Below are 24348 nucleotides of genomic sequence, written 5' to 3' on the forward strand. Positions count from 1 at the left end.
TGCTCATCAAAGGTTGTGGTTCAGGGCGTGTGCACAGGCCACCGGGTACTTCCCTCCGCGAATGTCCCCCGGCCTGCGGCCTCCTCCTTGATTTCGCTGCGGGAAGCACCCAGTGTCCTGCGCACGGGAAGCGGCGCTGGTGTGCAGCTGCTCAACGACCGCACTGCCCACGCTCACGTCGATGCGGTGCCTTGCGCAGCGAAATCAAGGAGGAGGGGCGAAGCCCCGGGGGACATTCGCGGAGCAAGGTACCGCGTCGGCGGGAGCGTCGCCCTGAACGGCGAATGCGTCATCCCAACCGATGCATCGCATCACGCAGCGCCGGGTACAGGGAGGTGTAGATCTCGAAGCGCTCCCGGTAGACCGCCTGCGCCGCAGGCTCGGGCCGCGCGCGTTCCACCAGCGTGACCCAGCCGCGCTCCGCGGTGGCCGCATCGACCAGCCCGGCACCGAGCGCCGCGAGCATCGCCGCGCCGAGGGCGGCCTCGACCTCTTCCTCGATCGTGAACACGCGGTAGCCCGTGACGTCGGCCACGATCTGCATCCACAGGTCGGAATGCGCGGCGCCGCCGACCACGATGAGGCGATCGTCCAGCGGCTGGCCGCTGCGCCGGCCGGCCTCGATGTTGTGCTGCAGCGCGAAGCTCACGCCTTCGAGCACGGCGCGGTACAGGTGGGCGCGGCTGTGCGCGAGCGAGAGGCCGAGGAAGGCGCCCTTGGCCTGCGCGTCCCAGATCGGGCTGCGCTCGCCCATCAGGTAGGGCAGGAAGACGAGGCCGTCGGCGCCGGGCGGCACGTCGACCGCGCGGCGTTCGATGAGGGCGTGCGCGTCTTCGCCGGTGCGCGCGGCCTCGGCCACCTCGGCCTGGCAGAAGGCTTCGCGGAACCAGGTGACGGCCGCGCCGGCCGTGATCGCGCCGCCGAACACGTAGCTGCGGTCCGCGCCGCGGTACACGTGCGGCATCGTGATGAGCTGGTGGCGCGCGTCCACCGTCGGGCTCACGAAGCCCCAGCACATGCTGGTGCCGATCATTGCGACATGGTCGCCGCTGCCGATGACGCCCGCGCAGAAGGTGGCCACCGCCGCATCGACGCCACCGGCCATCAGCGGCATGCCTTCGCGCAGGCCCAACTGCGCGGCCCACTCGGCGCTCAGGTGGCCCACCACCTCGCTCGATTCGACGAGCCGCGGCGGCATCATGCGCGCCGGAATGCCGAGCATGTCGAGCGCCTGCGCCGACCAGCGCCGCCGCGCCGCGTCGTACACGCCACCGATGTTGCCGGCCGAGCTGTGGTCGACCGCGAGCTGGCCCGTCAGCCGCCAGTTGATGTAGCTGTTGGGCGGCAGGAAGTGGTGCGTCTTCGCCCACACCTCGGGCCGGTGCTCGCGCAGCCACAGCATCTTGGTGAAGCCGTAGTAGCTGTCGACGCCGTTGCCTGTGATGGCCTGCAGCCGCGCCACGTCGACCGTCGCGTTCACCGCGTCGACCTCGGCGGTGGCGCGGCGGTCCATCCAGATGAGGCAGGGGTGCAGCGGGCGCATGGCCTCGTCGACCGGGATGCCCGCGCCGCCGTAGAGGCTGCTCACACACATCGCAGCGATGTCGGTGGCCGCGATGCCGCCTTGCGCCACGCAGGCGCGCACGCTCTCGCACACGGCGTCGAGCCAGACCTCGCAGTCCTGCTGCGCCCACAGCGGCTTCGGCGTCTCGGGCTGGTAGGCCACGCTGGCCTGCGCGTGCACCTTGCCGTCGATGCCGACCAGCAGGCACTTGGTGCTCTGCGTGCCGATGTCGACGCCGATCACGTATTTCATGACGCAGCGCCCGGCGCGCGGGGCTCGGGCTTGAGCAGCACCTTGATCGAATCGAGCGAGTTGGCCAGCGCGAAGGCATGCTCCCATTCGGTCAGCGGAAAATCGTGCGTCACGATGCCCTTCGACGTGACGAGCCCGCGCGCCAGCAGGTCGATGGCGACCGGGTAGCAATACGGGCCCAGGTGCGCGCCGCGCACGTCGAGTTCCTTGCGGTCGCCGATGATCGACCAGTCGGCGCTGGTCTCCGAGCCGAACACGCTGAACTCGACAAAGCGGCCGAGCTTGCGGATCATGTCCAGGCCCTGCGTCACGCCGATGGGCGCGCCGGTGGTCTCGATGTACACGTCGCAGCCGTAGCCTTCGGTGAGGCCCTTGACGATGGCATCGGCGTTCTCGGTCTTCGGGTTGATGACCACGTCGGCGCCGTACTGCTTCGCGAGTGCCAGGCGCTCGGGAACGAGGTCGATCACGATGAGCTTCTTCGGTGTCTTGAGCGCTGCCACCTGCGTCATCATCAGGCCGAGCGGGCCGGCACCGGCGATCACCACCACGTCGTCGAGCTGGAGTTCGCCGCGGTTCACCGTGTGGATCGCGCACGCCAGCGGCTCGATGATGGCCGCGTCTTCCAGCGAGATGCCGTCGGGGATCTTGTGCACGCGCGAGGTCGGCGGCAGGCGCATGTAGTCGGCCATGCCGCCATCGGCCACGGCGCGCTGGAAGCCGAAGATGTGGTGCACCTCGCACATCCAGTACTTGCCGCTGGTGCAGAAGCGGCACTTGCCGCAGGGCACGATCTGTTCGGCGATCACGCGGTCGCCTTTCTCCACGCCGAAGTGTTCGGCCGCACCTTCGCCGAGCGCCTCGACATAGCCGAAGAATTCATGGCCGGGAATGACCGGCGCCTTGACCCACGAAGGCTGGCCGTCGCCGCCCCAGAACATCTTCGCGCCCGAGTGGCACTTGCAGTCGGAGGCGCAGATGCCGCAGGCCGCGATGGAAATGAGCAGTTCGTTCGGGCCGATGACGGGCATCGCGACGGTTTCGAGGCGGTAGTCCTTGGGGCCGTGGCACACGACGGCCTGCATGGCGGCGAGTTCCCCGATGGCGCCCGTGGCGCCGGGTTGGAGCTTTTGATAAGACATGGATTCCTTGAGATCAGGAGGGGTGCGAAGAAGCGGAGGAGAAGAGGTCAGCGGCGGGCTTCACGGCTGATGAAGATGGCGAGCAGCACGATGCCGCCCTTGATGATCAGTTGCAGGTACGGCGACACGCCGATCATGTTGAGACCGTTGTTGAGCACGGCCAGCAGCAGCGCCCCGACCAGCGTGCCCACGATGGCGCCGCGGCCGCCCGCGATGGACGTGCCGCCCATCACCACCGCCGCGATGGCGTCGAGCTCGAAGCCCACGCCCACGCCGGGCTGGCCGCTGGTGACGCGCGCGGCCTGCACGATGCCCGCGATAGCAGCCGTGAGGCCGCTGAGCACATACACCAGCAGCTTGTAGCGCGACACGCGCACGCCCGACAGCCGCGTGGCTTCCTCGTTGCCGCCGATGGCGTACACGTAGCGGCCGAAGGGCGCCATGTTGAGCAGCACGTAGGCCACGAGGTAGGTGGCCAGCATGATGAGGATCGGCACCTTCAGGCCCGCGAGCGTGCCGCTGCCCAGGAAGGCGAACGACTCGGGCAGCCCGTCGATCGGGTAGCCGCCGGTGTAGATCAGGGCGATGCCGCGCGCGATACCCATGGTGGCCAGCGTCACGATGATCGGCGGCATGCGCAGGTAGGCCACGCAGTAGCCGTTGAACAGGCCGATCACCGCGCCCACGCCGAGACCGAGCGGCACGGCGAGCACGGGCGGCAGGCCGAAGTGCACCATCAGCCCCGAGGCCAGCGTGCCCGACAGCGCCACCACCGCGCCCACCGACAGGTCGATGCCGCCCGTGAGGATCGCGGCCGTCATGCCCACCGCGATGATCGCGTTGATGGACGACTGCAGCGCGATGTTCTGCAGGTTGCTCGCCGAAAGGAAGTTGTCGGTCGCCACGATCATGAAGACCGAAATGGCGACCAGGCCGACCAGCGGCAGGAAGGCCGTGGAGCGGCGCAGCTGCGTGAAGAACCCGCCCGCGGGCACGGGGGGCGTGGGATGGGTGGCGGTGGCAGTCATGAGGGGCTCCCGGAGGAAGAGGGAAGGGAGGGAGAGGACGACGTCGCGTGGCGCATGATTTCGCCCGCGTTGATCGCGTCGCCCGTGAGCGTGGCCACGATGGCGCCGCCCGAGAACACCGCGACGCGGTCGCACAGGCCGACGATCTCGGGCAGCTCGCTGGAGATCATCAGGATCGACTTGCCCTGGCGCGTGAGTTCGCGCATCAGCTGGTAGATCTCGGCCTTGGCGCCCACGTCGATGCCGCGCGTGGGCTCGTCGAAGATCAGCACGTCGCAGTCGTGGCCGAGCCAGCGCGCGATCACCACCTTCTGCTGGTTGCCGCCCGACAGCGTGGCCACGCGGGTGTCGATGCCCGGCGCCTTCACGCCCACGCGGCGCGAGAGTTCATCGGCCGCGCGTTTCTCGGAAGTCGTGTCGACCACGCCCGCGCGGCGGTGTCGCCCGAGGTTGTTCAGCGAGATGTTGAAGCGGATCGTGAAGTCGGTGATCAGCCCTTCGACCTTGCGGCTTTCGGGCAGCAGGCCGATGCCGTGCGCGAGCGCCTGCGTCGGGTCGTCCAGGCGCACGGGCTGGCCGTTGCGCAGCACCGTCTTGCGGTGCACGCGGTCGGCGCCCATCATGCCCAGCGCGAGTTCGGTGCGTCCCGAGCCCACCAGCCCCGCGAAGCCGAGGATCTCGCCCGCGTGCAGGTCGAAGCGGTTGACCGGGCCGTCCTTCACGAGCTGGATCTCGGGCACCTCGAGCACCTTGCGGCCGTTCGGCGCGGGCTGCGGCTTGGGCGGAAAGCTCTGTTCGATGCGCCGGCCCACCATCATCTCGACCAGCGCGTCGACGGTCGTGGCGGCCACGTCGACATGCCCGGCATTGGCGCCGTCGCGCAGCACGCTGATGCGGTCGCACACCTCGAAGATTTCATCGAGATGGTGCGAGATGAAGATCATCGCCACGCCCTTGAAACGCAACGCGCGCATCACCTTGAACAGGTGCTCGGCCTCGTTGGGCGTGAGCGTGGCGGTGGGCTCGTCGAGCACCAGCAGCCGGGCCTTCAGCGACAGCGCCTTGCCGATCTCGACGAACTGCTGCTGCGCCACCGAGAGCTGGCAGATCGGCACGCCGAGGTCGATCTGCACGCCCAGTTCGTCGAACACCGCGCGGGCTTCGCGCTGCATGGCCGCCTGGTCCATGAGGCCGAAGCGGTTCGTGCGGTAGCGGCCCAGGAAGATGTTCTCCACCGCGTTCAGGTACGGCACCAGGCTGAACTCCTGGAAGATGATGCCGATGCCCGCCGCGATGGCGTCGCCGTAGCCGGCGAAGTGGCACTCGGTGCCGTCGATGACGATGCGGCCCTCGTCGGCCTGGTGGATGCCGCCGAGGATCTTCATCAGCGTCGACTTGCCCGCGCCGTTCTCGCCGAGCAGCGCGTGCACCTCGCCGTGGCGCACCGAGAGGTCGATGTTCGACAGGGCCTTCACGCCCGGGAAGCGCTTGGACACGCCTTCCAGCCGCAGCATCTCCCGGGGTGGTTCGTACGTGACGGTCACGGGCGGCGCGTCCGGCAACTTACCAGCTGAAGGTCTTGGCGCCTTCGGCGTCGATGAGCTTCACGTCGACCGGCACGGCCGCGGGCACGTTGGCGCCCCACTTCTTCGCCAGCGCGATGCCGATGGCCAGGCGGATCTGGTCGCGCGGGTACTGCGCGGTGGTGGCGATGAACTTCGAGCCCGCCTTCTGCATCGCCTTGATGGCTTCGGGTGCGCCATCGACGCTGGTGAGCTTCACGTCCTTGCCGCTGGCCTCGATGGCCGCGAGCGCGCCCATCGAGCCGCCGTCGTTCACGCTGAACACGCCCTTGAGGTTCTTGTTGGCCTGCAGGATGTTCTCGGTCACGGTGAGCGCGGTGGCGCGCTCCTGCTTGCCGTTCTGCGTGCTCACGACCTTGATGCCGGGGTACTTGGCCAGCGCCTCGCGGCAGCCCTTCACGCGCTCCAGGATCGGCACGACCGGGATGCCGTCGAGGATGGCCACGTCGCCTTTCTCGCCGATGTTCTTCGCGAGGTACTCGCAGGCCAGGCGGCCGGCGTCGAGGTTCTTGGAACCCACGAACGAATCGACCGGGCCTTGCGCGTTGGCATCGACCGCCACCACGATCACGCCGGCCTTCTTGGCCGAGCGCACCGCGGACTGCACGCCGGCCGAGTCGGTCGGGTTCAGCAGCAGGATGTCGATCTTCTTCTGGATCATGTCTTCCACGTCGCCGATCTGCTTGGCCACGTCATGGCGCGCATCGGTGGTGACCACGGTGGCGCCGATGCTGGCGGCGGCTTCTTCCAGTGCCTGCTTCATCGTCACGAAGTAGGGGTTGTTCAGTTCCTGGAAGGTCATGCCGATGCGCAGCGGCTGCTTGGGCGCCTGGGCCAGTGCGGCGGTGGTGCCGCAGGCCAGGGCGGCGACGAGGGCGGTGGCTTTGAGAAGGCTCTTCATTGGGTTGTCTCCTTGAGGTTGGTTGTGTGACGGTCTGCAAAAAACGCGGGCAAAGGGGCGCCCTGCGCGGCGCGGAGTGCGCCGCGCCAGGAACGACGCGGGGAACACGGGGCGGCGCGCTACGGCGGGCTGTTGGCGGCGCGCGATGCAGCGAGCTGCATGCGATGGAAATGGCGGAACTTGGTCGGCGGCATGCGCTTGTGCAGCAGGAACTGCCGGTTGAAGTTCGACACGTTGTTGAAGCCGACGTCCATGCAGACGTCGAGCACGGGCTTGTCGCTGTTGGCGAGCAGCTCGCAGGCGCGGCCGATGCGCAGCCGGTTCACGTAGCGCACGAACGACTGCCCCGTGTGCTTGCGGAACGACCGCGAGAACGCGCTCGGGCTCTGGCCCACCAGCTCGGCCAGCATCGGCTCGCGCAGCTCGTCGCCCAGGTTGGCGGCGATGTGCGCCAGCACGTTGTTGATCGCGTGCGACATGAAGGCCTTCGGGTCGGGCGTGAACGCGGGGCTGGCCAGCCGCTGGCGGTCGTCGCTGGCCACCAGCAGTTCGAACAGCGACAGCAGCAGCACCACGCGGCGCAGCCCGCGCGCCTCGAGCAGCGCTTCCATGATCGGCTTGGCCGCGGCGGCGGTGGCGGCCGAGAAGAGCAGGCCGGAGGCCGACTCGGCCAGCAGCGGCTCGATGCGGCGGAACTCGGGGAAGGTGGCCGCCATGTTGCGTACCAGCGCGGCGGGGAACTGGATCACGATGCCGCGGCGCTCGACGCTCTGGCCGGCGGGCACGTCGCTGATCCAGTTGTGCGGCAGGTCGGGGCCCATGAACACGAGGTTGCCCGGCTCGAAGTGGCCGACGTGGTCGCCCACGAAGTACACGCCCTGGGTCTCGACGATCAGCTGGATCTCGTACTCGGGATGGAAGTGCCAGCGCACCGTGCGATACGGATAGCCGTGCGCCCAGGCGGTGAACGATTCGTCACCTTGGACTTCGACGATTTCCAGATCGGGTTGCATGGCCGGCGGTCTTTCCTCTGTGGTGGTGGCCCCGGGGTGGGGTGAGGCGGACTGTACGAATCGCTCCGGATGCCAACAACCAGCGTTGGGGTGCGCAACTGATACTTTTTTGAGTCGCGGTCCTGCCTGGTAGTGAAGGGCGCGACGACGCGCTGCGCTGCAGCAAACCCCTTTCTCCTCGGGGCGTGGCGCATGCCGGAGCGCAATTGCTGCGGTGCAAAAGAGCCGCTTCGCGCCGTGTCAAGATTTCATAGGTGTTTTCCCGGCCCGATCCGGCATCCGGGGCGGCACGGCACACTCGCAAGCCATGACGCAAAGCTCTCTTTCCCCTCCGGCCGCGGGTCCGCTGGCCGGCCTCAAGGTCGTCGAACTCGGGCAACTGATCGCCGGCCCGTTCGCGGCGCGCACGCTGGCCGACTTCGGCGCCGACGTGGTCAAGATCGAACCGCCCGGCGCGGGCGACCCGTTGCGCACCTGGCGGCTGCTGAAGGACGGCACCTCCGTCTGGTGGCAGGTGCAGTCGCGCAACAAGCGCTCGCTGGCGCTGGACCTGCGCCAGCCCGAGGCGCAGGCCATCGTGCGCCAGCTCGCGGCCGAGGCCGACGTGCTGGTCGAGAACTTCCGCCCCGGCGCGATGGAAGGCTGGGGCCTGGGGCCCGACGAACTGCTGGCCGCCAACCCCGCACTCGTGATGCTGCGCATCAGCGGCTACGGCCAGACCGGCCCCTATCGCGACCGCCCCGGCTTCGGCGTGGTGGCCGAAGCCATGGGCGGGCTGCGCCACCTCACGGGCGAACCGGGTCGCGTGCCGGTGCGCGTGGGCGTGTCGATCGGCGACACGCTGGCCTCGCTGCACGGCGTGATCGGCGTGCTGATGGCGATGCAGCACCGCCACGCCACCGTGAGCGCCGAATTTCCGAAGGGCCGGGGCCAGGTGGTCGACGTCGCGCTGTACGAGGCGGTCTTCAACTGCATGGAAAGCCTGCTGCCCGAGTACGCCGAATTCGGCGCGGTGCGCGAGGCCGCCGGCAGCGCGCTGCCGGGCATTGCGCCCACCAACGCCTACCGCTGCGCGGACGGCGGCTACGCCATCGTCGCGGGCAACGGCGACAGCATCTTCAAGCGGCTCATGGCCTGCATCGGCCGGCCGGACCTCGCAGCCGACCCGGCGCTGGCCGGCAACACGGGGCGCGTGGCGCAGGTCGGGATGCTCGATGCCGCCATCGGCGACTGGGCCGCGCAGCGCACGGTGACCGAGGTGCTGGCCGCGCTCGATGCGGCGCATGTGCCGGCCGGGCGCATCTACACCATCGCCGACATCGCGGCCGACCCGCACTACGCCGCGCGCGGCATGCTGCAGGAGGTGAAGATGCCCGACGGCAGCGCGCTCGCGGTGCCCGGCTTCGTGCCCAAGCTGTCGCTCACGCCGGCCGGCCACCGGCGCAATGCGCCGGCGCTGGGGGCGGACACGCAGGCGGTGCTGGAGGAGATCGGGTTGAGCGCCGGGCAGATCGCCGCGTTGCAGGAACGCGGGATCGTCGGTTGATCGACGCGGAGGATCAGCCCCGGAGGGACTCGATCAGGTCGATGTACTTCTGCTTGGCTTCGTCGGCGGTGGCGCCCTTCTGGGCGGTCCACGCGTCCCACTTGGCGCGCGCGACGATGTCGCTGAAGCTGGGCTTCTTGGCGGTGTTGTCGCCTTCGGTCGCCTGCTTGAACAGGGCGTAGATCTTCAGCAGCGTCGGGTTGTCGGGGCGCTCGGCCAGCAGCTTGGAGTTGGCCTGGGCGGCTTCGAATTGGGCGTTGAGGTCGGACATGGCGGTCGGGAAGAAGGTCAGAAACCGCGCATCTTAAATGGATTGGTACCAAGTGGTACCAATCGTGAGCATCCAGGCCCTTCAGTCCGTCAGGCCGGCGCGCGCCAGCTCCACATCCAGCCGCTCCCGCGCATCCGCCGGCATCAGCGCTGCCGCCTTCTCGTACAGCCCGTTCGCCTCCCCAAGGCGCGACTCGCCGTGCAGCATCAGCAGCGCACGCGCGTACTCCATCATCCCGGCCGCCGACTGCGGGTGCAGCGCCAGCCCGCGCTCGAACAGTTCGATCGAGGTCTCGGCGCGCACGCCGTACGTCATGCGCCCGACCAGCGCGCCGACCTTGTCGATCACCTCGGCGTGGAAGGCGGCCAGTGCGAGGTGCGCGTCGCCGTGCTCCGGCTGCAGTTCGATCACGTGCTCCAGCGCGCCCTTGAGCTTGGTGCCCAGGCCCTGCGCCAGGGCGCGGGCCACGCTGATGCCCTGGCTGTAGCGGCCAAGGGCGTAGGCCTGCCAGTAGAGCGCCTGGCAGTTGTCGGGCTCGGCGGCGACCTGCGCGCCGGCGCGCTCGATCACCTGGCGGAACATGGCGAGCCGCACGGCCTCGCGCGGCTCCAGGTAGTTGGCGTAGATCGCGGTCGCCTGGTTGGCGAGCGCCAGGCCGTCGGGGCCGTGGCGCAAGCCGAGGGTGGCGGCGCGTTCGAACTCGCCGCTGTGGTACAGCGCCCAGCCTTCGGCCAGCGGCGCGTCGGGCGCGGGCGGCGGCAGTGCGTGGCCGGCGTGCAGGCGCTGCCAGTGGGCGAGCAGGCTGCGCGCGTCGTAGCGGGGCACGTCGGGGTAGGGAAGGGGCGTCCAGGGTTCGGTGCCGGCGGTGGCCGTGGCCGCGGCAGGGCCGGCGGACAGCAGCGAGAGCGGTTTGAAATCGGAGTGGGGCATGGATGTTCTAGGCCGCCATATCGACAGTGGGTGGCACGGGGCTGGGGTTGCTGGCGGCGCTTTCGCCGTTGTAGGCATTGCTCAGCGCCAGCAGGTGGCGGCGCTGGTCGCGTGCGAGGTAGGGCGCGAGCAGGTGCAGCGTGTGGTGGCCGCCGCGCATGAGCGCGCCCTGCGCGTGCGCGGGCTCCAGCGCCTGGCGCGGGTTGCGCACGTATTCGTAGCTGAGCCAGTAGGTCAGCACCACGACCATGCTCTGGGCCAGCGTGTCGACCTCGTGCGCGTCGATGTCCAGGTGGCCGGCACGGCTCAGGCCGGCGATCAGCTGGCGGATGGCGCGCGCCTTGTTCTTGAGCACGAGCTGGAACTGGGTCTCCAGGTGCCGGTTCTTGCTCAGCAGGTCGTTGAGGTCGCGGTACAGGAAGCGGTAGCGCCAGATCAGCTCGAAGAGGCTGTGCATGAAGAACCAGGCGTCCTCCACGTCGTGCACGCCCTCGCTGGCGTGCAGCAGCTCGTTGAGCTCGGCTTCGTAGCCTTCGTAGAGCTTGTTGATCAGCTCTTCCTTGGCGGGGTAGTGGTAGTAGAGATTGCCGGGGCTGATGTTCAGTTCGCCGGCCACCAGCGTGGTCGACACGTTCGGTTCCCCGAAGCGGTTGAACAAATCCAATGCAGCTTCGAGGATGCGTTGCGCAGTGCGGCGTGGCGCCTTCTTTGCCATGTCGGTGCCCCCGTGGTTTCTCTTGGTCTTGGGGGCACTCTAGCGCATGTGCGCTGCACCATGAACGGTGCGGGACATGTTTTGCGGCGCTGAATTTTTGTGCAGTGCCGCAATTACAGAACGATGTCAGCCGGCCTTGGGGCGGCGCAGGGTCTTCTTGGCGGCGGAGGCCGGCGCGGCCTTGCGCGCGGCGGACTTGCGGGGCGCCGTGGCGGCGGTCTTGGCGTCGCGCTGCTTGAGCTGGGCCTCGAGCGCCTCGACGCGCGCCTGCAGCGCGGCCACGTCGGCGGCCGAGGGCACGCCGAGCTTTTCGAGCGCGCGCGCCACGCGGTCTTCGAAGATGTTCTCGAGCTTGCCCCACTGGCCGGCGGCCTTGGTGCCGAACTCGCTGGCGAAGCCGGCCATGCGCTGCTGGGCTTGGGCCAGGGTTTCCTCGGCGGCCTGCTGGGTCTTCTTCTGCATGCCGGCGCCGTCCTTGACCAGCGCCTCGAAGGCCTTGCTGCCTTCCTGCTGCATCTTGGCGAAGGCGCCGAGGCCGGCCAGCCAGATCTGCTGGGCCGAGTCCTTGATGCGGTCGGTCTTGTCGTTGCTGTCGTCGTCTCGGGAGGTGGCCATGCGGTGTGTTCCTTGGGATGCAATCACACGACTCTAGCCGCCCGGGCGCGCCGTGGTTAGGGCGCGCCGCCTATCCCCGCGCCCCGGATCAGGGCGTGCCGCCGGCGGCGCGGCTGGCGTCCAGGTGCGCCTTGGCGCGCTCGGCCAGTGCCATTTCGCCGGGCGTGCCGGGCACGAAGGCTTCCACCGGCAGCGGCCGGCCGTGCGAGTCGACGGAGACGAACACGATCAGGCATTCGGTGGTCTTTTCCATCACGCCGCCCTTCATGTCGCCGCTGCGCACCTCGACCGAGATGTTCATGCTGGTCTTGCCGGTGTAGGCCAGGCGGGCCTCGACCTCGACCAGGTCGCCGATCATGATCGGCCGGTGAAAGCGGATGCTGCCGATGAAGGCGGTGACGCAGTAGCGCTTGGCCCAGCTGGTGGCGCAGGCGTAGCCGGCCTCGTCGATCCACTTCATGACCGTGCCGCCGTGGACCTTGCCGCCGAAGTTGACGGTGCTGGGTTCGGCCAGGAATCGGAGGGTGATGGAAGACATGGGGCGCCTTTTTTCTGTGGGCTGTGGGTGGGGAGCCGCGATTATGCGAGCGCCCGGGCGTCCTTTGGCGCCCGCCCGCCGCTGTTCAGCTGCCGCTGAACAGCTGGGCCAGCGTGCGGCGCAGCCAGGCATTGCCCGGGTCGGCATGAAAGCGCTCGTGCCAGTGCTGCTTGACCGCGTAGGCCGGCAGCGTGAAGGGCGGCGCCAGCACCTTCACTGGCTCCTGCGTGGCCAGCACGTTGCCCAGGATGCGCGGCACCACCACGATCAGCTCGGTGTGGGCCACGATGCGCGCCACGCTCAGGAAGCTCGACAGCCGCACCACCACGTTGCGCTTGAGGCCCAGGCGCGCGATGGTGGTGTCGACGATGGCGTGCCCCGTGCCCGAGCTGGACACCACCGCGTGCGCCTCTTCCTCGAAGCGCTTGCGCGTGAGCTTGGCGCCGATGCGCGGATGGTTCTGCGCCGCCAGGCAGACGAAGTTCTGCATGAACAGCACCTGCTGGTAGAAGCCCGCGTCCAGCTGCGGCATGAAGCCCACGGCCAGGTCGACGTCGCCGTCCTGCAGGCGGCGGCCGCTGTGGGTGGAGATGATCTCGGTCTCGATGTGCACGCCCGGCGCCGCATGGCGCAGGTGGTCGAGCAGGCCGGGCAGCAGCACCACCTCGCTGATGTCGGTCATGCAGATGCGAAAGCGCCGCTGCGCGCGCGCCGGTTCGAAGCTGCTGCGGTTGCCCTGCGCCTGCGTCAGCTGTGCCAGCGCCTCGCGCAGGTTCGGGTAGATGCGCTCGGCGTGCGGCGTGGGCTGCATGCCCTGCGCGGTGCGGGTGAACAGGCGGTCGTCGAAGTGCGCGCGCAGCTTGTTCAGCGCCGTGCTGGCCGCCGCCTGCGCCATGCCCAGGCGCTCGGCCGCCTTGGTGACGTTGCCGGTCTTGTAGACCTCGTCGAACACGGCGAGCCATTCGAGATCGAGCTTGGACATGGGGTGAGGCGGGACGGAGCCCTGAAGGCGAAAGGCACCATTATCGAAATTTCGAATTCCGTGTATTGGCACGAGGTCTTGAGGAAATAGTGGTGCGGGTCAACAATGCCGCCAACGGAGACACCGACCCCCATGAACCCCGCTTCTTCCCAGGCCGCCAGCGCACCGGCCAACGCCGCCGAGCGCCGCGACTACTACGCCCGCATCCGTCCGCTGAACCTCTCGCCGCTGTGGGAGTCGCTGCACGTGCTGGTGCCGCGCGAGCCCGCGAGCCCGTGCGTGCCCGCGCTGTGGCGCTACGACGAGATCCGCCCGCTGCTCATGGAGTCGGCCGACCTCATCACCGCCGAAGAGGCCGTGCGCCGCGTGCTGGTGCTCGAGAACCCGGCGCTGCCCGGCAACGCGTCGATCACGCAGTCGATCTACGCCGGCCTGCAGCTCATCATGCCGGGCGAGGTGGCACCGTCGCACCGTCACGTGCAGTCGGCGCTGCGCTTCATCGTGGACGGCAAGGGCGCCTACACCACCGTGGGCGGCGAGCGCACGACGATGCACCCCGGCGACTTCATCATCACGCCCTCGTGGGCCTGGCACGACCATGGCAACGAAGGCATCGAAGGCGTGACCGAGCCGGTGGTCTGGCTCGACGGCCTCGACATTCCCATGCTGCGCTTCTTCGACGCCGGCTTCGCCGAGAACGACGACGCCAAGGTGCAGCACGTGGCGCGCCCCGAAGGCCACAGCCTGGCGCGCTTCGGCCACAACATGGTGCCGGTGCGGCACGACCACACCTCGGCCACCTCGCCGATCTTCAACTACCCCTACCTGCGCAGCCGCGAGGCGCTGGCCCAGTTGCAGAAGCAGGAGGCGCCCGATGCCTGGCTCGGCCACAAGCTGCGCTACATCAACCCGCTGACGGGCGGCTCGCCGATGCCGACCATCTCGACCCAGCTGCAGCTGCTGCCGAAGGGCTTCGCGGGCCAGGCGCACCGCGCCACCGACGGCACGGTCTACAGCGTGGTCGAAGGCCACGGTACGGCCGAAATCGCCGGCCAGCGTTTCGACTTCGGCCCGCGCGACACCTTCGTCGTGCCCTCGTGGGCGCCGTTGCGCCTGTCGTCGCCGAACGAAGACACCGTGCTCTTCAGCTTTTCCGACCGCCCCGTGCAGCAGGCCATGGGCATCCTGCGCGAAGCCTTTCTCGAAGACGCCTGAAAGCGCGGCGACCCTCTTCTTTCTTTTTCTTGTTTGTCTGATGTGCCGTCCCACGCGGCAGGAGCTTCCATGTCCTTCGTCTTCACACCCCCTTCCATCGTCGGCCTGCCCATCGTCGGCTCCGACCAGCAGTTCCCCGTGCGCCGCGTCTACTGCGTGGGCCGCAACTACGCGGCGCATGCGCGCGAGATGGGCTTCGACCCCGACCGCGAACCGCCGTTCTTCTTCTGCAAGCCCAACGACGACGCCTCGGTCGTGCCCGTCGCCGAAGGCGCCACCGGTGCCGTGCCGTACCCCTCGCTCACGAGCAACTACCACTACGAAGCCGAGCTGGTGGTCGCCATCGGCAAGGGTGGCAAGGACATCCCGGTCGACCAGGCCGCCAGCCACATCCACAGCTACGCCGTGGGCCTGGACATGACGCGCCGCGACCTGCAGATGAAGATGCGCGAAGCCGGCCGCCCCTGGGAGATCGGCAAGGCCTTCGACTTCTCGGCCCCCATCGCGCCGCTGCGCACGCTGGCCGACGTGGGCGAGATCAACGCCGGCGCCATCACGCTCGAGGTCGATGGCCAGGTGCGCCAGAACAGCGACATCACGCACCTGATCTGGTCGGTGAACGAAGTCATCGCCAACCTCTCGACGCTGTTCGCGCTGCAGCCCGGCGACCTGATCTTCACCGGCACGCCCGAAGGCGTGGGCGCGGTGAAGCCGGGCCAGACGATCAAGGTCAGCATCGAGCGCCTGCCCTCGCTCACGGTCCGCATCGACTGAGCGTCCCGGCCCGCGCATGACCCTCTCGAAGCAACCTCCTTCCGTGCTGCTCGTCGGCGGCGGCATCGGCGGCATGGCCGCCGCGCTCGCGCTCGCACGCCTGGGCGTGGCCATCGACCTGCTCGAACAGAGCGCCGTCATCGGCGAGATCGGCGCCGGCCTGCAGCTCGGCCCCAACGCCTTTGCGGCGCTCGACGCGCTGGGCGTGGGTGAGGCCGTGCGCCGCAGCTCGGTGTTCACCGACCGGCTCGTGATGATGGACGCGGTCGACTGCAGCGAAGTGGCCTCGGTGCCCGTCGGCGAGGCCTTCCGCGCGCGCTTCGGCAACCCGTATGCCGTGAGCCACCGCGCCGACCTGCACGGCGCGATCCACGAGGCCGTGAAGCAGCATCCGCTGATCCGCTTCCACACCTCGGCGCAGGTCGAGGCGATCGACATCGGCGCGCACGGCGTCACGGCCGTCACGCGCGATGGCCGCCGTTTCCAGGCCGATGCCATCGTCGGCTGCGACGGCGTGAAGTCGGTGGTGCGCGCCAAGCTCATCGGCGACGCACCGCGCGTGTCGGGCCATGTGGTCTACCGCGCCGTCGTGCCTGCCGCCGACATGCCCGCCGACCTGCAATGGAACGCGCCCGTGGTCTGGGCGGGCCCGAACTGCCACCTCGTGCATTACCCGCTGCGCCACGGCGAGCAGTACAACCTGGTCGTCACCTTCCACAGCCGTGAAGAAGAAGAGTGGGGCGTCACCGACGGCAGCAAGGACGAAGTGCTGTCGTACTTCGAAGGCGTGCACGCACGCCCGCGCCAGCTGCTCGACCGCCCGACTTCGTGGCGCCGCTGGAGCACCGCCGACCGCGACCCGGTCGAGCGCTGGAGCGACGGCCCGGCCACGCTGCTGGGCGACGCGGCGCATCCCATGATGCAGTACCTCGCGCAGGGCGCCTGCATGGCGCTCGAAGATGCCGTGACGCTCGGCGAGGCCGTGAAGGCCTGCGACTTCGACATGACCGCCGCCTTCCAGCGCTACGAACAGGCCCGCATCGCACGCTGCGCGCGCGTCGTGCTGTCGGTGCGCGAGATGGGGCGGCTGTACCACGCCCAGGGCGTGGAGCGCCTGGTGCGCAACAGCCTGTGGACCGGGCGCACGCCCGAACGCTTCTACGATGCGGTCGAATGGCTGTACGCCTGGCGACCCGAGCACTGCCTGGGCGATGCGCCCGCGCCGCGCTGACACGGTTTTTCTGCGATACCCCACCCACGAGGCCGAAGGCCCAGGAGACAACCCATGAACTTTCCGCACGCATTGCTGACGACCGCCGTCCTGGCCCTGACCGCCGCTTCCGGCGCCTGGGCGCAGGGCAGCGACTACCCGAGCAAGCCGGTGACGCTGATCACCCCGTTCGCGGCCGGCAGCGGCCCCGACGCGGTGCTGCGCCTCGTGTCCGACAAGCTCTCGCGCCTGTGGAATCAGCGCGTGGTGGTCGACAACCGGCCCGGTGGCGGCGGCTTCATCGCCATCGACCAGGCGCGCCGTGCCGCGCCCGACGGCTACACCTTGCTGCAGCTGGACAGCGAGCACATCGCCGCGCTGCCGCACCTGTACAAGTCGCGCAACTTCGTGACCCTGCAGCACTTCGACCCGGTCGCCTCGCTGTTCCGCACGCCCTTCTTCGTGGCCGTGGGCACCGAGTCGAAGTGGAAGACCATGGGCGACCTGATCGCCGCCGCCAAGGCCAACCCCGAGGGCATCGTCTACGGCTCGTGGGGCGTCGGCAGCCCGGGCCACCTGGGCGCGCAGCAGCTCGAGGCGCTCACGGGCATCCGCATGCGGCACGCGCCGTACCGCGAGGTGTCGCAGCTGTATTCCAACGTGGGCACCGGCGAGGTGCCGTGGGCCTTCGCAAGCATCCCGTCGAGCCAGGGCATCTACAAGGCCGGCAAGCTGCGCTACATCGCCGTGGCCGCGCCCAAGCGCATCCCGCAGATGCCCGACGTGCCCACCATGGCCGAGGCCGGCGGCCCGGTTTCGCTGGAGGTCAATTCCTTCGTGTCGCTGCTGGCGCCCAAGGGCGTGTCGGCGGCCGTCAAGGCCAAGATCAACGCCGACGTGGCCAAGGTCATCGCCGACCCCGACATCCGCGCGCGCTTCGACACCTTCGCCTTCGAGCCGCTGGCCTGGTCGCCCGAGGAGATCGAGCGCAACGCCGAGGCCAAGTCGAAGGTGTACGGGGAGCTGGTGCGCCGGGGCAACATCAGCCTCGACTGACGAGGGTGCGCCTTGCCCAGGGCTCGGCGCGCCAGTTAAGCTGGCTCTCTTTGCATTTTTGTTTACCTTTTAACTGTCTTTTCCCATGCAAGCCACCAAGAGAGCCCTCCTGATCGCCTGCGGCCTGGCCGCCACCGCGGCGCTGCCGCTGTCCGCCAGCGCCGACACCCCCGCGTGGCCGACCAAGCCGATCCGCCTGCTGGTGGGTTTCCCGGGCGGCTCCACGCCCGACATCGCGGCGCGCACCATCGCCGAGCCGCTGTCCCGCGCGCTGGGCCAGCCGGTCGTGGTGGATAACAAGGCCGGCGCCTCGGGCAACATCGCGGCCGACCAGGTGGCCAAGGCCACCGACGACCACACGCTGGGCATCGTCATCAACGGCAACCTCACGTCGTCGAAGATGCTGTACCCCAAGCTGCCGTACGACCCCGCGAAGGACTTCACCTACCTGTCGCTCATCGCCACCGCGCCGCTGGTGCTCGTGGCGCAGAACAGCCTGCCCTCGGGCACCGCCTTCTTCGACGCTGCGCGCCAGGCCGGCGACAAGTGGAACTACGGCTCGGTGGGCGTGGGCTCGGTCGGCCACCTGGGCATGGAACTGCTCAAGAGCCGCGTGAACGGCTTCAAGCCCGAGCACGTGCCCTACCAAGGCAACCCGCAGGTCGTCACCGGCATGCTGGGCGACCAGGTGCAGATGGGCCTGATCCCGCCGGGCGTGGCCATGCCGCAGATCCGCGCCGGCAAGCTCAAGGCCGTGGGCCTCACGGGCGGACGCAGCGCGCTGGTGCCCGAGATCGCCCCGCTGGCCGACGCCGGCGTGAAAGACTTCAACCTCGAGGTGTGGGTGGCGCTGCTCGGCCCGGCCAGCCTGTCGAAGCCCGCGCAAGCGCGCATCAGCCGCGAGATCGAGATCGTCATGAAAGACCCCGACGTGCGTCGCAAGCTCTTCGAGCAAGGCTGGCAGGCCGTGGGCACCTCGCCGGACGGCATGCGCACGCGCGTGAAGGAGGAGGCGGCGATCATGAGCAAGATCATCGCCACCCGCGGCATCAAGATCCAGTGATGACAACGACGACGCAGCAACCCACCCTGACCGAACCGGCGCGCGCGCTGCCGGTGTTCGGCGACTTCGACGTAGTGGTGGTCGGCGGCGGCCCCGCCGGCATTGCCGCCGCCGTGAGCGCCGCGCGCCACGGCGCGCGCACGCTGCTGGTGGAGCGCTACGGTTTTCTCGGCGGCATGGGCACCGCGGGCGGCGTGACCAACTTCGCCGGCCTGTACGGCAAGCGCCGGGGCGAGATGACGCAGCTGGTGCGCGGCGTGGTCGACGACCTCATCGACCGCATCGCCGGCTTCAACGGCATGAATGCGCCGCAGAACGGCATGGGCGGGCGCATCTGCGTGCGCTCGTACGACACCTCGGCCTACAAGCTGGCCGCCGACCAGCTGCTCGAAGCGGCCGGCGTGCAGATGCTGTTCCACGCGTATGCCGCGGCGGTGCTGCACGACGGCAGTCGCATTGCCGCGCTGGTGGTCGAAACGAAATCGGGCCGCCAGGCGATCCGCGCCAACGCCTTCATCGACGCCAGCGGCGACGCCGACGTGGCGGCCTTCGCGGGCGTGCCCTTCGAGGTGGGCGACGGCCACGGCAGCGGGCTGTTCCCGACCACCATGTTCCGCATCGGCCAGGTCGACGCGCCGGCCGCGCTGGAAGCGGTGGGCGAGTTCTCGGCCATCAACGGCTTCATGGCGCGCGCCGAGCAGCAGCATCCGGGCAAGTACAGCTTTCCGCGCGAAGGCGCGATCCTGCGGCCCAACAAGGACCCGCGCGAATGGCGCGCCAACGTCACGCAGATCCGCAACGCCGAAGGCCGCGCGATGAACGGCGTCGATGCGCGCGAGCTCAGCGACGGCGAGCTCGAAGGCCGACGCCAGATCGCGGCGTACTTCAAGTTCCTGCAGGCCGAGGTGCCGGGCTTCGCGCCGTCGGCCATCGTGGAGATCGCGCCGCAGGTCGGCATCCGCGAGACGCGGCGCATCCAGGGCCTGTACGCGCTGGGCCGCGAGGACATCCTCGGCTCGGCCACCTTCGACGACACCATCGGCCTGAACGCCTGGCCGATGGAAATGCACGCCGACGGCCGCATCGAGTGGGCCTTCCCGCGCGACGAAGCCAACGCCTACAACCACCTGCCGTGGCGCATGCTGGTGCCGCAGACGCTCGACAACCTGCTGGTGGCCGGGCGCTGCGCCTCGATGACGCACGAAGGCCAGTCGGCCGCGCGCGCCAGCGGCGGCTGCTTCGTGATGGGGCAGGCCGCGGGCACGGCGGCGGCCTCGCTGGGCAGCGGGCGCTTCGCGGCGATCGACGTGGCGGCGCTGCAGAAAAAGCTGGTGGCCGACGGCGTCGACCTGGACCATTGAGAAGGTGTGAACGAATCCGCCATGCCCGCTCATCCCGCCCAGACACGCCCCCTCTGCGTTGCAAATGCTCGCCATAGCCCGGCTATGGCTGCGCTTTGCGCCTTGAGGGGGCGCGCCTGGGCAGGCTGCTCGGCCACGCCGGATTCATTCACACCTTCTGAGCGCGGCGCGGCGCTAGAGTCCGGGGCTGGATGAACTCGAACCCCGGACACACCGTGCCTCTTTCTTCTTCGCTGTCGACCCCCGCGCGTCGGCTCTTCCTGGCGCTGGCCTGCGCCGCCTTCGGCCTGCTGCAGGTGGGCTGTGCCAGCACCCCCGAGGGCGACCCCGTCCACGGCAAGGACCGCGTGCTGAGCTTCGTCGCGGCAAAGGACGGCCGCAAGGTCGCCATCGCCGGCGACAAGTACCACTACGTGTTCGACGGCGACCCGTCCGTGGCCGCGCTGCTGCGCTGGGACGGCCGCACCAAGGTCATGCCCGCGCTCATCGGCGAACTGAAGGTGGCGCGCAACCAGAGCTTCGAAGGCCAGTACGTGCTGATGGCCTTCGACGCCGACCTGACCCCTGAAGACCGCAACTTCCTCGTCCAGACCGGCTTCGCGAAGGCCGAGGTGAAGTACGGCGACCGCACCGGGCCGGTGCTGCGCTACTTCGGCACGGTCTACGGCAAGCGCTACGCGGCGGTGGCGCTGAAGTCGGCCGACACGGTCGATTTCTCGCGGCGCCAGTACCTGAAGTACGTCGAGCAGGAAACGCTCAGCGGCCCCTTCACCCAGGCCGCGCGTTCGCCGCTGGCGTACGGCGCCGACGGCGCGATGCTGCTGGGCGGCGTGCCGGTGCGCATGGTGGATGGCGGCACCGATCACGGCTGCAGCGTGCGCCTGATGCTGGACATCTGCTTCTTCAAGTAGGCCCGCCGGGCGCTGCTGACCGGGCCGCGACAGCGCGCGGGCCCGGCCTTTGCTATCGTCGTGGATTGCTTTTCTGCGCCGAATCCCTTCCCCCGATGACCCCCGAACCCGTCCTTGCCGCCCGCCTCGTTGCCGACCTCGTCGCCCTCATGCAGCTCGAACCCCTGGGCGGCGACCGCTTCCTGGCCCAGAGCGAGGACATCGGCACGCCCGCCGTCTTCGGCGGCCAGGTGCTCGGCCAGTCGCTCATGGCCGCCAGCCTCACGGTGGGCGCCGAGCGCCCGGTGCATTCGATGCACGCCTACTTCCTGCTGCCCGGCGAGCACGCGCCCATCGAGTACAGCGTCGACCGTGTGCGCGACGGCCGCAGCTTCACCACGCGCCACGTGGTGGCGCGCCAGCAGGACCGCATCATTTTCGAGATGTCGGCCTCGTTCCAGACCGTGGACGAGGGTGTCGAGCACCAGTTCCCCATGCCCGCCGTCGAAGGCCCCGAGGGCCTGACCAGCGAGCTCGACCAGCGCATCGCGCTCGGCGACCGCCTGCCCGAACCCTGGCGCTCCAAGGCCATCCAGCCGCACGGCATCGAGTACCGGCGCGTCGACCCCGAAGACCTGCTGCGGCCCGAGGTGCGTCCCACCGAGAACCAGAGCGCCATCTGGATGCGCGCCATCGCGCCGCTGCCCGACGACCTGACGGTGCACCGCGCGCTGCTGGCCTACGCCTCCGACCACGGCCTGCTGCGCGCCGCCATGCTGCCGCACGGCCTGAGCTTCATGAGCGGCCAGGTGCGCCCCGCCAGCCTGGACCACGCGATGTGGTTCCACCGCGATTTCCGTTTCGACGACTGGCTGCTCTACGTGGTCGATTCGCCCAGCGCGGGCGGCGCGCGCGGCCTGTGTCGCGGCAGCCTCTACACGCGCGACGGCCGCCTCGTGGCCTCGGCGGCGCAAGAGGGCATGCTGCGCATCCGCAAGCCGGGATCGCCGCGCACGCCGATCACGGGCTGAAAGTCCCGCCTCTTTTTTCAACATCCACTCGTTCACCCTGGCCATGAAGATCTTCTTCTCTCCCGCGTCTCCCTTCGTGCGCAAGTGCATGGTCGTGGCCCACGAGCTGGGCGTGGCCGACCGCATCGAGAAGCTCCCGAGCGCCGCCGGCCCGGTGAAGCGCGACGCCCGCATCCTGCCGACCAACCCGCTGGGCCAGGTGCCGACCTTTCTCACCGACGACGGCCAGGCGCTGTTCGACAGCCGCGTGATCTGCGAGTACCTCGACACCGTGCATGCCGGCGGCCTGTTCCCGGCCAGCGGGCCCGCGCGCTGGGCGCGCCTGACCGAGCTGTCATTGGCCGACGGCATGACCGGCGCCGCGCTGCTCGCGCGCTACGAGACCATGCTGCGCCCCGAAGCGCTGCGCTGGAGCGACTGGACCGACGGCCAGCTCGACAAGGTGCGCACCGGCCTCGAGTGGCTGGAAGCGGCGGCGCCGTCGTTCGGCGATCGCGTCGACATCGGCACCATCGCCTTCGGCTGCGCGCTGGGCTACATGGACTTCCGCTTTCCTTCGGTGGACTGGCGTGCCCAGGCGCCGAACAGCGCGAAGTGGTTCGCCGTGTTCAACCACCGGCCGTCGATGCAGGCCACGTTGCCGACGGCCTGAGCGATGACGTTCGACGATCTCTCGCGCCGCACCGGCATCGAAATTCCCCCGCTGCTGCAACAGCTCCTCGCCAGCGGGCCGCCCGATCTGGTCGGCTTCCCCGACTTCGAGTGGCTGGACGCCGAACAGGCGGCCAACGACCTCGATGAGTGGCTCGACGCCAAGTGGCAGGACGGCCGTCGCTTCCTGCCCTTTGCGCAATCGGGCGCGGGCGACGCCTACTGCCTCGTGCCGCTGGACGGCGGCGCCGTGGGCGTGGCCTTCGTGTGGCACGACGACGAAGAAAGCAGCGTCGGCCACGGCTCGTTCGCCGATTTCGTCTGCGCGAAATTCCTGGAAGCCTTTGTCGACCTGAGCTACCTCAGCGACTGGGACCTGTCCGAGCCCGAGATGGCCGAGCGCATCGCGGCCGACGTGGCCACCGTCACGGCTTTCATGGACGACACGGAAACCGCCGCCTACCTGCAGGCGCTGAGCCGGCAGCCGCTGGTGTCGCGGCCTTTCAAGACGGGCCCGCGCGCCAGGCCCGAGCAGGTTCCCTCGCTGATGCCGCAGGCCGAGTTCGACGAAGACCTGAAGCGCTTCACCCTGCAGGACAGCGCGCCTTTCCCCGTGAAAGCGCGCTGGGACATCGAGGGGTAGGCTACGGGGTTTCATCCGAAGGAGGAACCCACCATGTCAGATCAGAAAGTAGCCATCGTCACCGCCGGCGGCAGCGGCATGGGCGCCGCTGCGGCGCGCAAGCTCGCGGACGACGGCTTTCGCGTGGCCATCCTGTCCTCGTCGGGCAAGGGCGAGGCGCTGGCGCAGGAACTCGGCGGCCTCGGCGTCACCGGCTCCAACCAGTCGAACGACGACATCCAGCGCCTCGTGGACAAGGTCATCGCCGAATGGGGCCGCATCGACGTGCTCGTGAACAGCGCCGGCCACGGCCCGCGCGCGCCGATCCTGGAGATCAGCGACGACGACTGGCACCGCGGCATGGACGTCTACTTCCTGAGCGCCGTGCGCCCCGCGCGCCTCGTGGCGCCGCACATGGTGAAGCAGGGCGGCGGCGCGATCATCAACATCTCGACCTTTGCCGCCTTCGAGCCCGACCCGGTGTTCCCGACCTCGGGCGTGTTCCGCGCCGGCCTCGCGGCCTTCACCAAGCTCTTCGCCGACCAGTACGCGAAGCACAACGTGCGCATGAACAATGTGCTGCCCGGCTTCATCGACAGCCTGCCCGAGAAGGACGTGTTCCGCGAACGCATCCCGATGGGCCGCTACGGCCGCAGCGCCGAGATCGCCGCCACCATCGGTTTCCTGGCCTCCGAGGGCGCGGGCTACATCACGGGGCAGAACCTGCGCGTCGACGGCGGCATCACGCGCTCGGTCTGAACCCGGCCACGGCGCCCATGACCGTCCCCGCCCCGGTGCACCAGCACATGGACCGCACCCTTGCGTCCTACGAAGCGTCCGCGCGCGACTACAACGCGATCGTCGCGGGCCACCGGCCGCCCGAGATCGAGGAGGCGGTGCGCCGGATGATGCAGCTGGTGCCCGCGGGCGGCACCGTGCTCGAGATCGGTTCGGGGTCGGGGCAGGACGCCGACTTCGTCGAATCCCTGGGCGGCGTCGTGAGGCGCACCGATGCGGTCCAGGCGTTTCTCGACCTGCAGGCCGAGCGCGGCAAGAAGGGCGAGCTGCTCAATGTCGTCACGGATGCGCTGGGCGGGCCCTACGACGCGGTCCTTGCGATGTGCGTGCTGATCCATGTCGATCGCGCGCAGATCGCGCCGGTGCTGCGCAAGGTGTTCGACGCACTCACGCCTGGCGGGGTTTTTCTCGCGGCCATGCGCATCGGCGAAGGCGAGACCCTCGGCGACTACCAGACCGTGTACTGGTCGAAAGACGCGTTCGCCGACGCGCTGGCGGCGGCGGGCCTTGACCTGCAATGGGACAGCCAGTGGATCGGCCGCGACGATGTGACCTGGGCCAACTTCCTGGCGTGCCGTCCGCGCTAGCAGCGAGCGG

The 24348-nt window shown here is 69.3% G+C and carries 25 protein-coding genes; 13 read left to right on the plus strand and 12 right to left on the minus strand.

Annotation, left to right across the window (positions count from 1 at the left end; all coding sequences use genetic code 11):
- Positions 1–289: 289 nt before the first annotated feature.
- The 6 genes from AC1RAA_RS27065 to AC1RAA_RS27090 all read right to left on the minus strand — a co-directional run bounded on the left by AC1RAA_RS27065 (position 290) and on the right by AC1RAA_RS27090 (position 7483).
- Positions 290–1816 carry an FGGY-family carbohydrate kinase gene (locus AC1RAA_RS27065; protein WP_492731540.1) on the minus strand — a complete coding sequence of 509 codons (1527 nt, stop codon included), beginning with the start codon at positions 1814–1816 and terminating at the stop codon, positions 290–292.
- The gene (locus AC1RAA_RS27070; protein ID WP_492731542.1) at positions 1813–2958 is read right to left on the minus strand and encodes an alcohol dehydrogenase catalytic domain-containing protein; all 1146 of its coding nucleotides are present in this window, start codon (positions 2956–2958) and stop codon (positions 1813–1815) included. Before AC1RAA_RS27070 ends, AC1RAA_RS27065 begins: the two co-directional genes overlap by 4 nt.
- A gap of 47 nt (positions 2959–3005) precedes the next feature.
- Entirely contained in the window at positions 3006–3986 is a 981-nt protein-coding gene (locus AC1RAA_RS27075) for an ABC transporter permease (protein WP_070063446.1), read from the minus strand.
- Entirely contained in the window at positions 3983–5500 is a 1518-nt protein-coding gene (locus tag AC1RAA_RS27080; protein WP_492731632.1) for a sugar ABC transporter ATP-binding protein, read from the minus strand. Before AC1RAA_RS27080 ends, AC1RAA_RS27075 begins: the two co-directional genes overlap by 4 nt.
- A 49-nt stretch (positions 5501–5549) precedes the next feature.
- Entirely contained in the window at positions 5550–6470 is a 921-nt protein-coding gene (locus tag AC1RAA_RS27085) for an ABC transporter substrate-binding protein (RefSeq protein ID WP_062476114.1), read from the minus strand.
- Positions 6471–6589: 119 nt separating this feature from the next.
- The gene (locus tag AC1RAA_RS27090; protein WP_062476111.1) at positions 6590–7483 is read right to left on the minus strand and encodes a helix-turn-helix domain-containing protein; all 894 of its coding nucleotides are present in this window, start codon (positions 7481–7483) and stop codon (positions 6590–6592) included.
- Between the two features lie 307 nt (positions 7484–7790).
- Between AC1RAA_RS27090 and AC1RAA_RS27095 the strand changes: the two genes are divergently transcribed.
- Positions 7791–9029 (plus strand): CaiB/BaiF CoA transferase family protein, encoded by a 1239-nt coding sequence (locus AC1RAA_RS27095; protein WP_492731545.1) that lies wholly within the window; start codon positions 7791–7793, stop codon positions 9027–9029.
- 13 nt (positions 9030–9042) lie between these two features.
- Here the strand turns inward: AC1RAA_RS27095 and AC1RAA_RS27100 are convergent, their stop codons facing one another.
- The 6 genes from AC1RAA_RS27100 to AC1RAA_RS27125 form a co-directional block, all read right to left on the minus strand.
- Complete coding sequence (locus tag AC1RAA_RS27100; protein ID WP_062476104.1) at positions 9043–9300, minus strand: acyl-CoA-binding protein; 258 nt, start codon at positions 9298–9300, stop codon at positions 9043–9045.
- A gap of 81 nt (positions 9301–9381) precedes the next feature.
- Complete coding sequence (locus AC1RAA_RS27105) at positions 9382–10230, minus strand: hypothetical protein (RefSeq protein WP_492731547.1); 849 nt, start codon at positions 10228–10230, stop codon at positions 9382–9384.
- 7 nt (positions 10231–10237) lie between these two features.
- The gene (locus AC1RAA_RS27110) at positions 10238–10945 is read right to left on the minus strand and encodes a TetR/AcrR family transcriptional regulator (protein ID WP_070063441.1); all 708 of its coding nucleotides are present in this window, start codon (positions 10943–10945) and stop codon (positions 10238–10240) included.
- A gap of 126 nt (positions 10946–11071) precedes the next feature.
- Positions 11072–11560, minus strand: a complete 489-nt coding sequence (locus AC1RAA_RS27115) for a phasin family protein (protein WP_492731549.1) — start codon at positions 11558–11560, stop codon at positions 11072–11074.
- Positions 11561–11648: 88 nt separating this feature from the next.
- Positions 11649–12098, minus strand: coding sequence for an acyl-CoA thioesterase (locus tag AC1RAA_RS27120; protein WP_062476095.1), 450 nt, complete (start codon positions 12096–12098; stop codon positions 11649–11651).
- 85 nt (positions 12099–12183) lie between these two features.
- On the minus strand, positions 12184–13080 hold the full coding sequence (locus AC1RAA_RS27125; protein ID WP_492731551.1) for a LysR family transcriptional regulator: 897 nt from the start codon (positions 13078–13080) through the stop codon (positions 12184–12186).
- A gap of 132 nt (positions 13081–13212) precedes the next feature.
- On the opposite strand from AC1RAA_RS27125, the gene gtdA reads away from it, so the two are divergent.
- The 12 genes from gtdA (at position 13213) to AC1RAA_RS27185 (ending at position 24338) form a co-directional block, all read left to right on the plus strand.
- Complete coding sequence (gtdA, locus tag AC1RAA_RS27130; protein WP_492731553.1) at positions 13213–14295, plus strand: gentisate 1,2-dioxygenase; 1083 nt, start codon at positions 13213–13215, stop codon at positions 14293–14295.
- Between the two features lie 69 nt (positions 14296–14364).
- Positions 14365–15069, plus strand: coding sequence for a fumarylacetoacetate hydrolase family protein (locus AC1RAA_RS27135; protein WP_159273551.1), 705 nt, complete (start codon positions 14365–14367; stop codon positions 15067–15069).
- A 16-nt stretch (positions 15070–15085) separates the two neighbouring features.
- Positions 15086–16300, plus strand: coding sequence for a 3-hydroxybenzoate 6-monooxygenase (locus AC1RAA_RS27140; protein WP_492731555.1), 1215 nt, complete (start codon positions 15086–15088; stop codon positions 16298–16300).
- Between the two features lie 54 nt (positions 16301–16354).
- A complete protein-coding gene (locus tag AC1RAA_RS27145) occupies positions 16355–17335 on the plus strand; it encodes a Bug family tripartite tricarboxylate transporter substrate binding protein (RefSeq protein ID WP_492731556.1) in 981 nt (326 codons plus the stop codon).
- A gap of 85 nt (positions 17336–17420) precedes the next feature.
- The gene (locus AC1RAA_RS27150) at positions 17421–18398 is read left to right on the plus strand and encodes a Bug family tripartite tricarboxylate transporter substrate binding protein (protein WP_492731558.1); all 978 of its coding nucleotides are present in this window, start codon (positions 17421–17423) and stop codon (positions 18396–18398) included.
- The gene (locus AC1RAA_RS27155) at positions 18398–19759 is read left to right on the plus strand and encodes an FAD-dependent oxidoreductase (RefSeq protein ID WP_492731560.1); all 1362 of its coding nucleotides are present in this window, start codon (positions 18398–18400) and stop codon (positions 19757–19759) included. Before AC1RAA_RS27150 ends, AC1RAA_RS27155 begins: the two co-directional genes overlap by 1 nt.
- A 215-nt stretch (positions 19760–19974) precedes the next feature.
- Positions 19975–20670 carry a hypothetical protein gene (locus tag AC1RAA_RS27160; RefSeq protein WP_492731561.1) on the plus strand — a complete coding sequence of 232 codons (696 nt, stop codon included), beginning with the start codon at positions 19975–19977 and terminating at the stop codon, positions 20668–20670.
- Between the two features lie 95 nt (positions 20671–20765).
- Entirely contained in the window at positions 20766–21680 is a 915-nt protein-coding gene (locus tag AC1RAA_RS27165; RefSeq protein ID WP_062476073.1) for an acyl-CoA thioesterase, read from the plus strand.
- A 43-nt stretch (positions 21681–21723) separates the two neighbouring features.
- The gene (locus AC1RAA_RS27170; protein ID WP_492731563.1) at positions 21724–22332 is read left to right on the plus strand and encodes a glutathione S-transferase; all 609 of its coding nucleotides are present in this window, start codon (positions 21724–21726) and stop codon (positions 22330–22332) included.
- A gap of 3 nt (positions 22333–22335) precedes the next feature.
- Positions 22336–22974, plus strand: a complete 639-nt coding sequence (locus AC1RAA_RS27175) for an SMI1/KNR4 family protein (protein ID WP_492731565.1) — start codon at positions 22336–22338, stop codon at positions 22972–22974.
- Positions 22975–23007: 33 nt separating this feature from the next.
- Positions 23008–23712, plus strand: coding sequence for an SDR family oxidoreductase (locus tag AC1RAA_RS27180; protein WP_062476065.1), 705 nt, complete (start codon positions 23008–23010; stop codon positions 23710–23712).
- A gap of 17 nt (positions 23713–23729) precedes the next feature.
- Entirely contained in the window at positions 23730–24338 is a 609-nt protein-coding gene (locus tag AC1RAA_RS27185; protein ID WP_492731567.1) for a class I SAM-dependent methyltransferase, read from the plus strand.
- The last annotated feature ends 10 nt before the right edge of the window (positions 24339–24348 follow it).

This window comes from Variovorax sp. GW823-FHT04F07 (assembly GCF_058795995.1).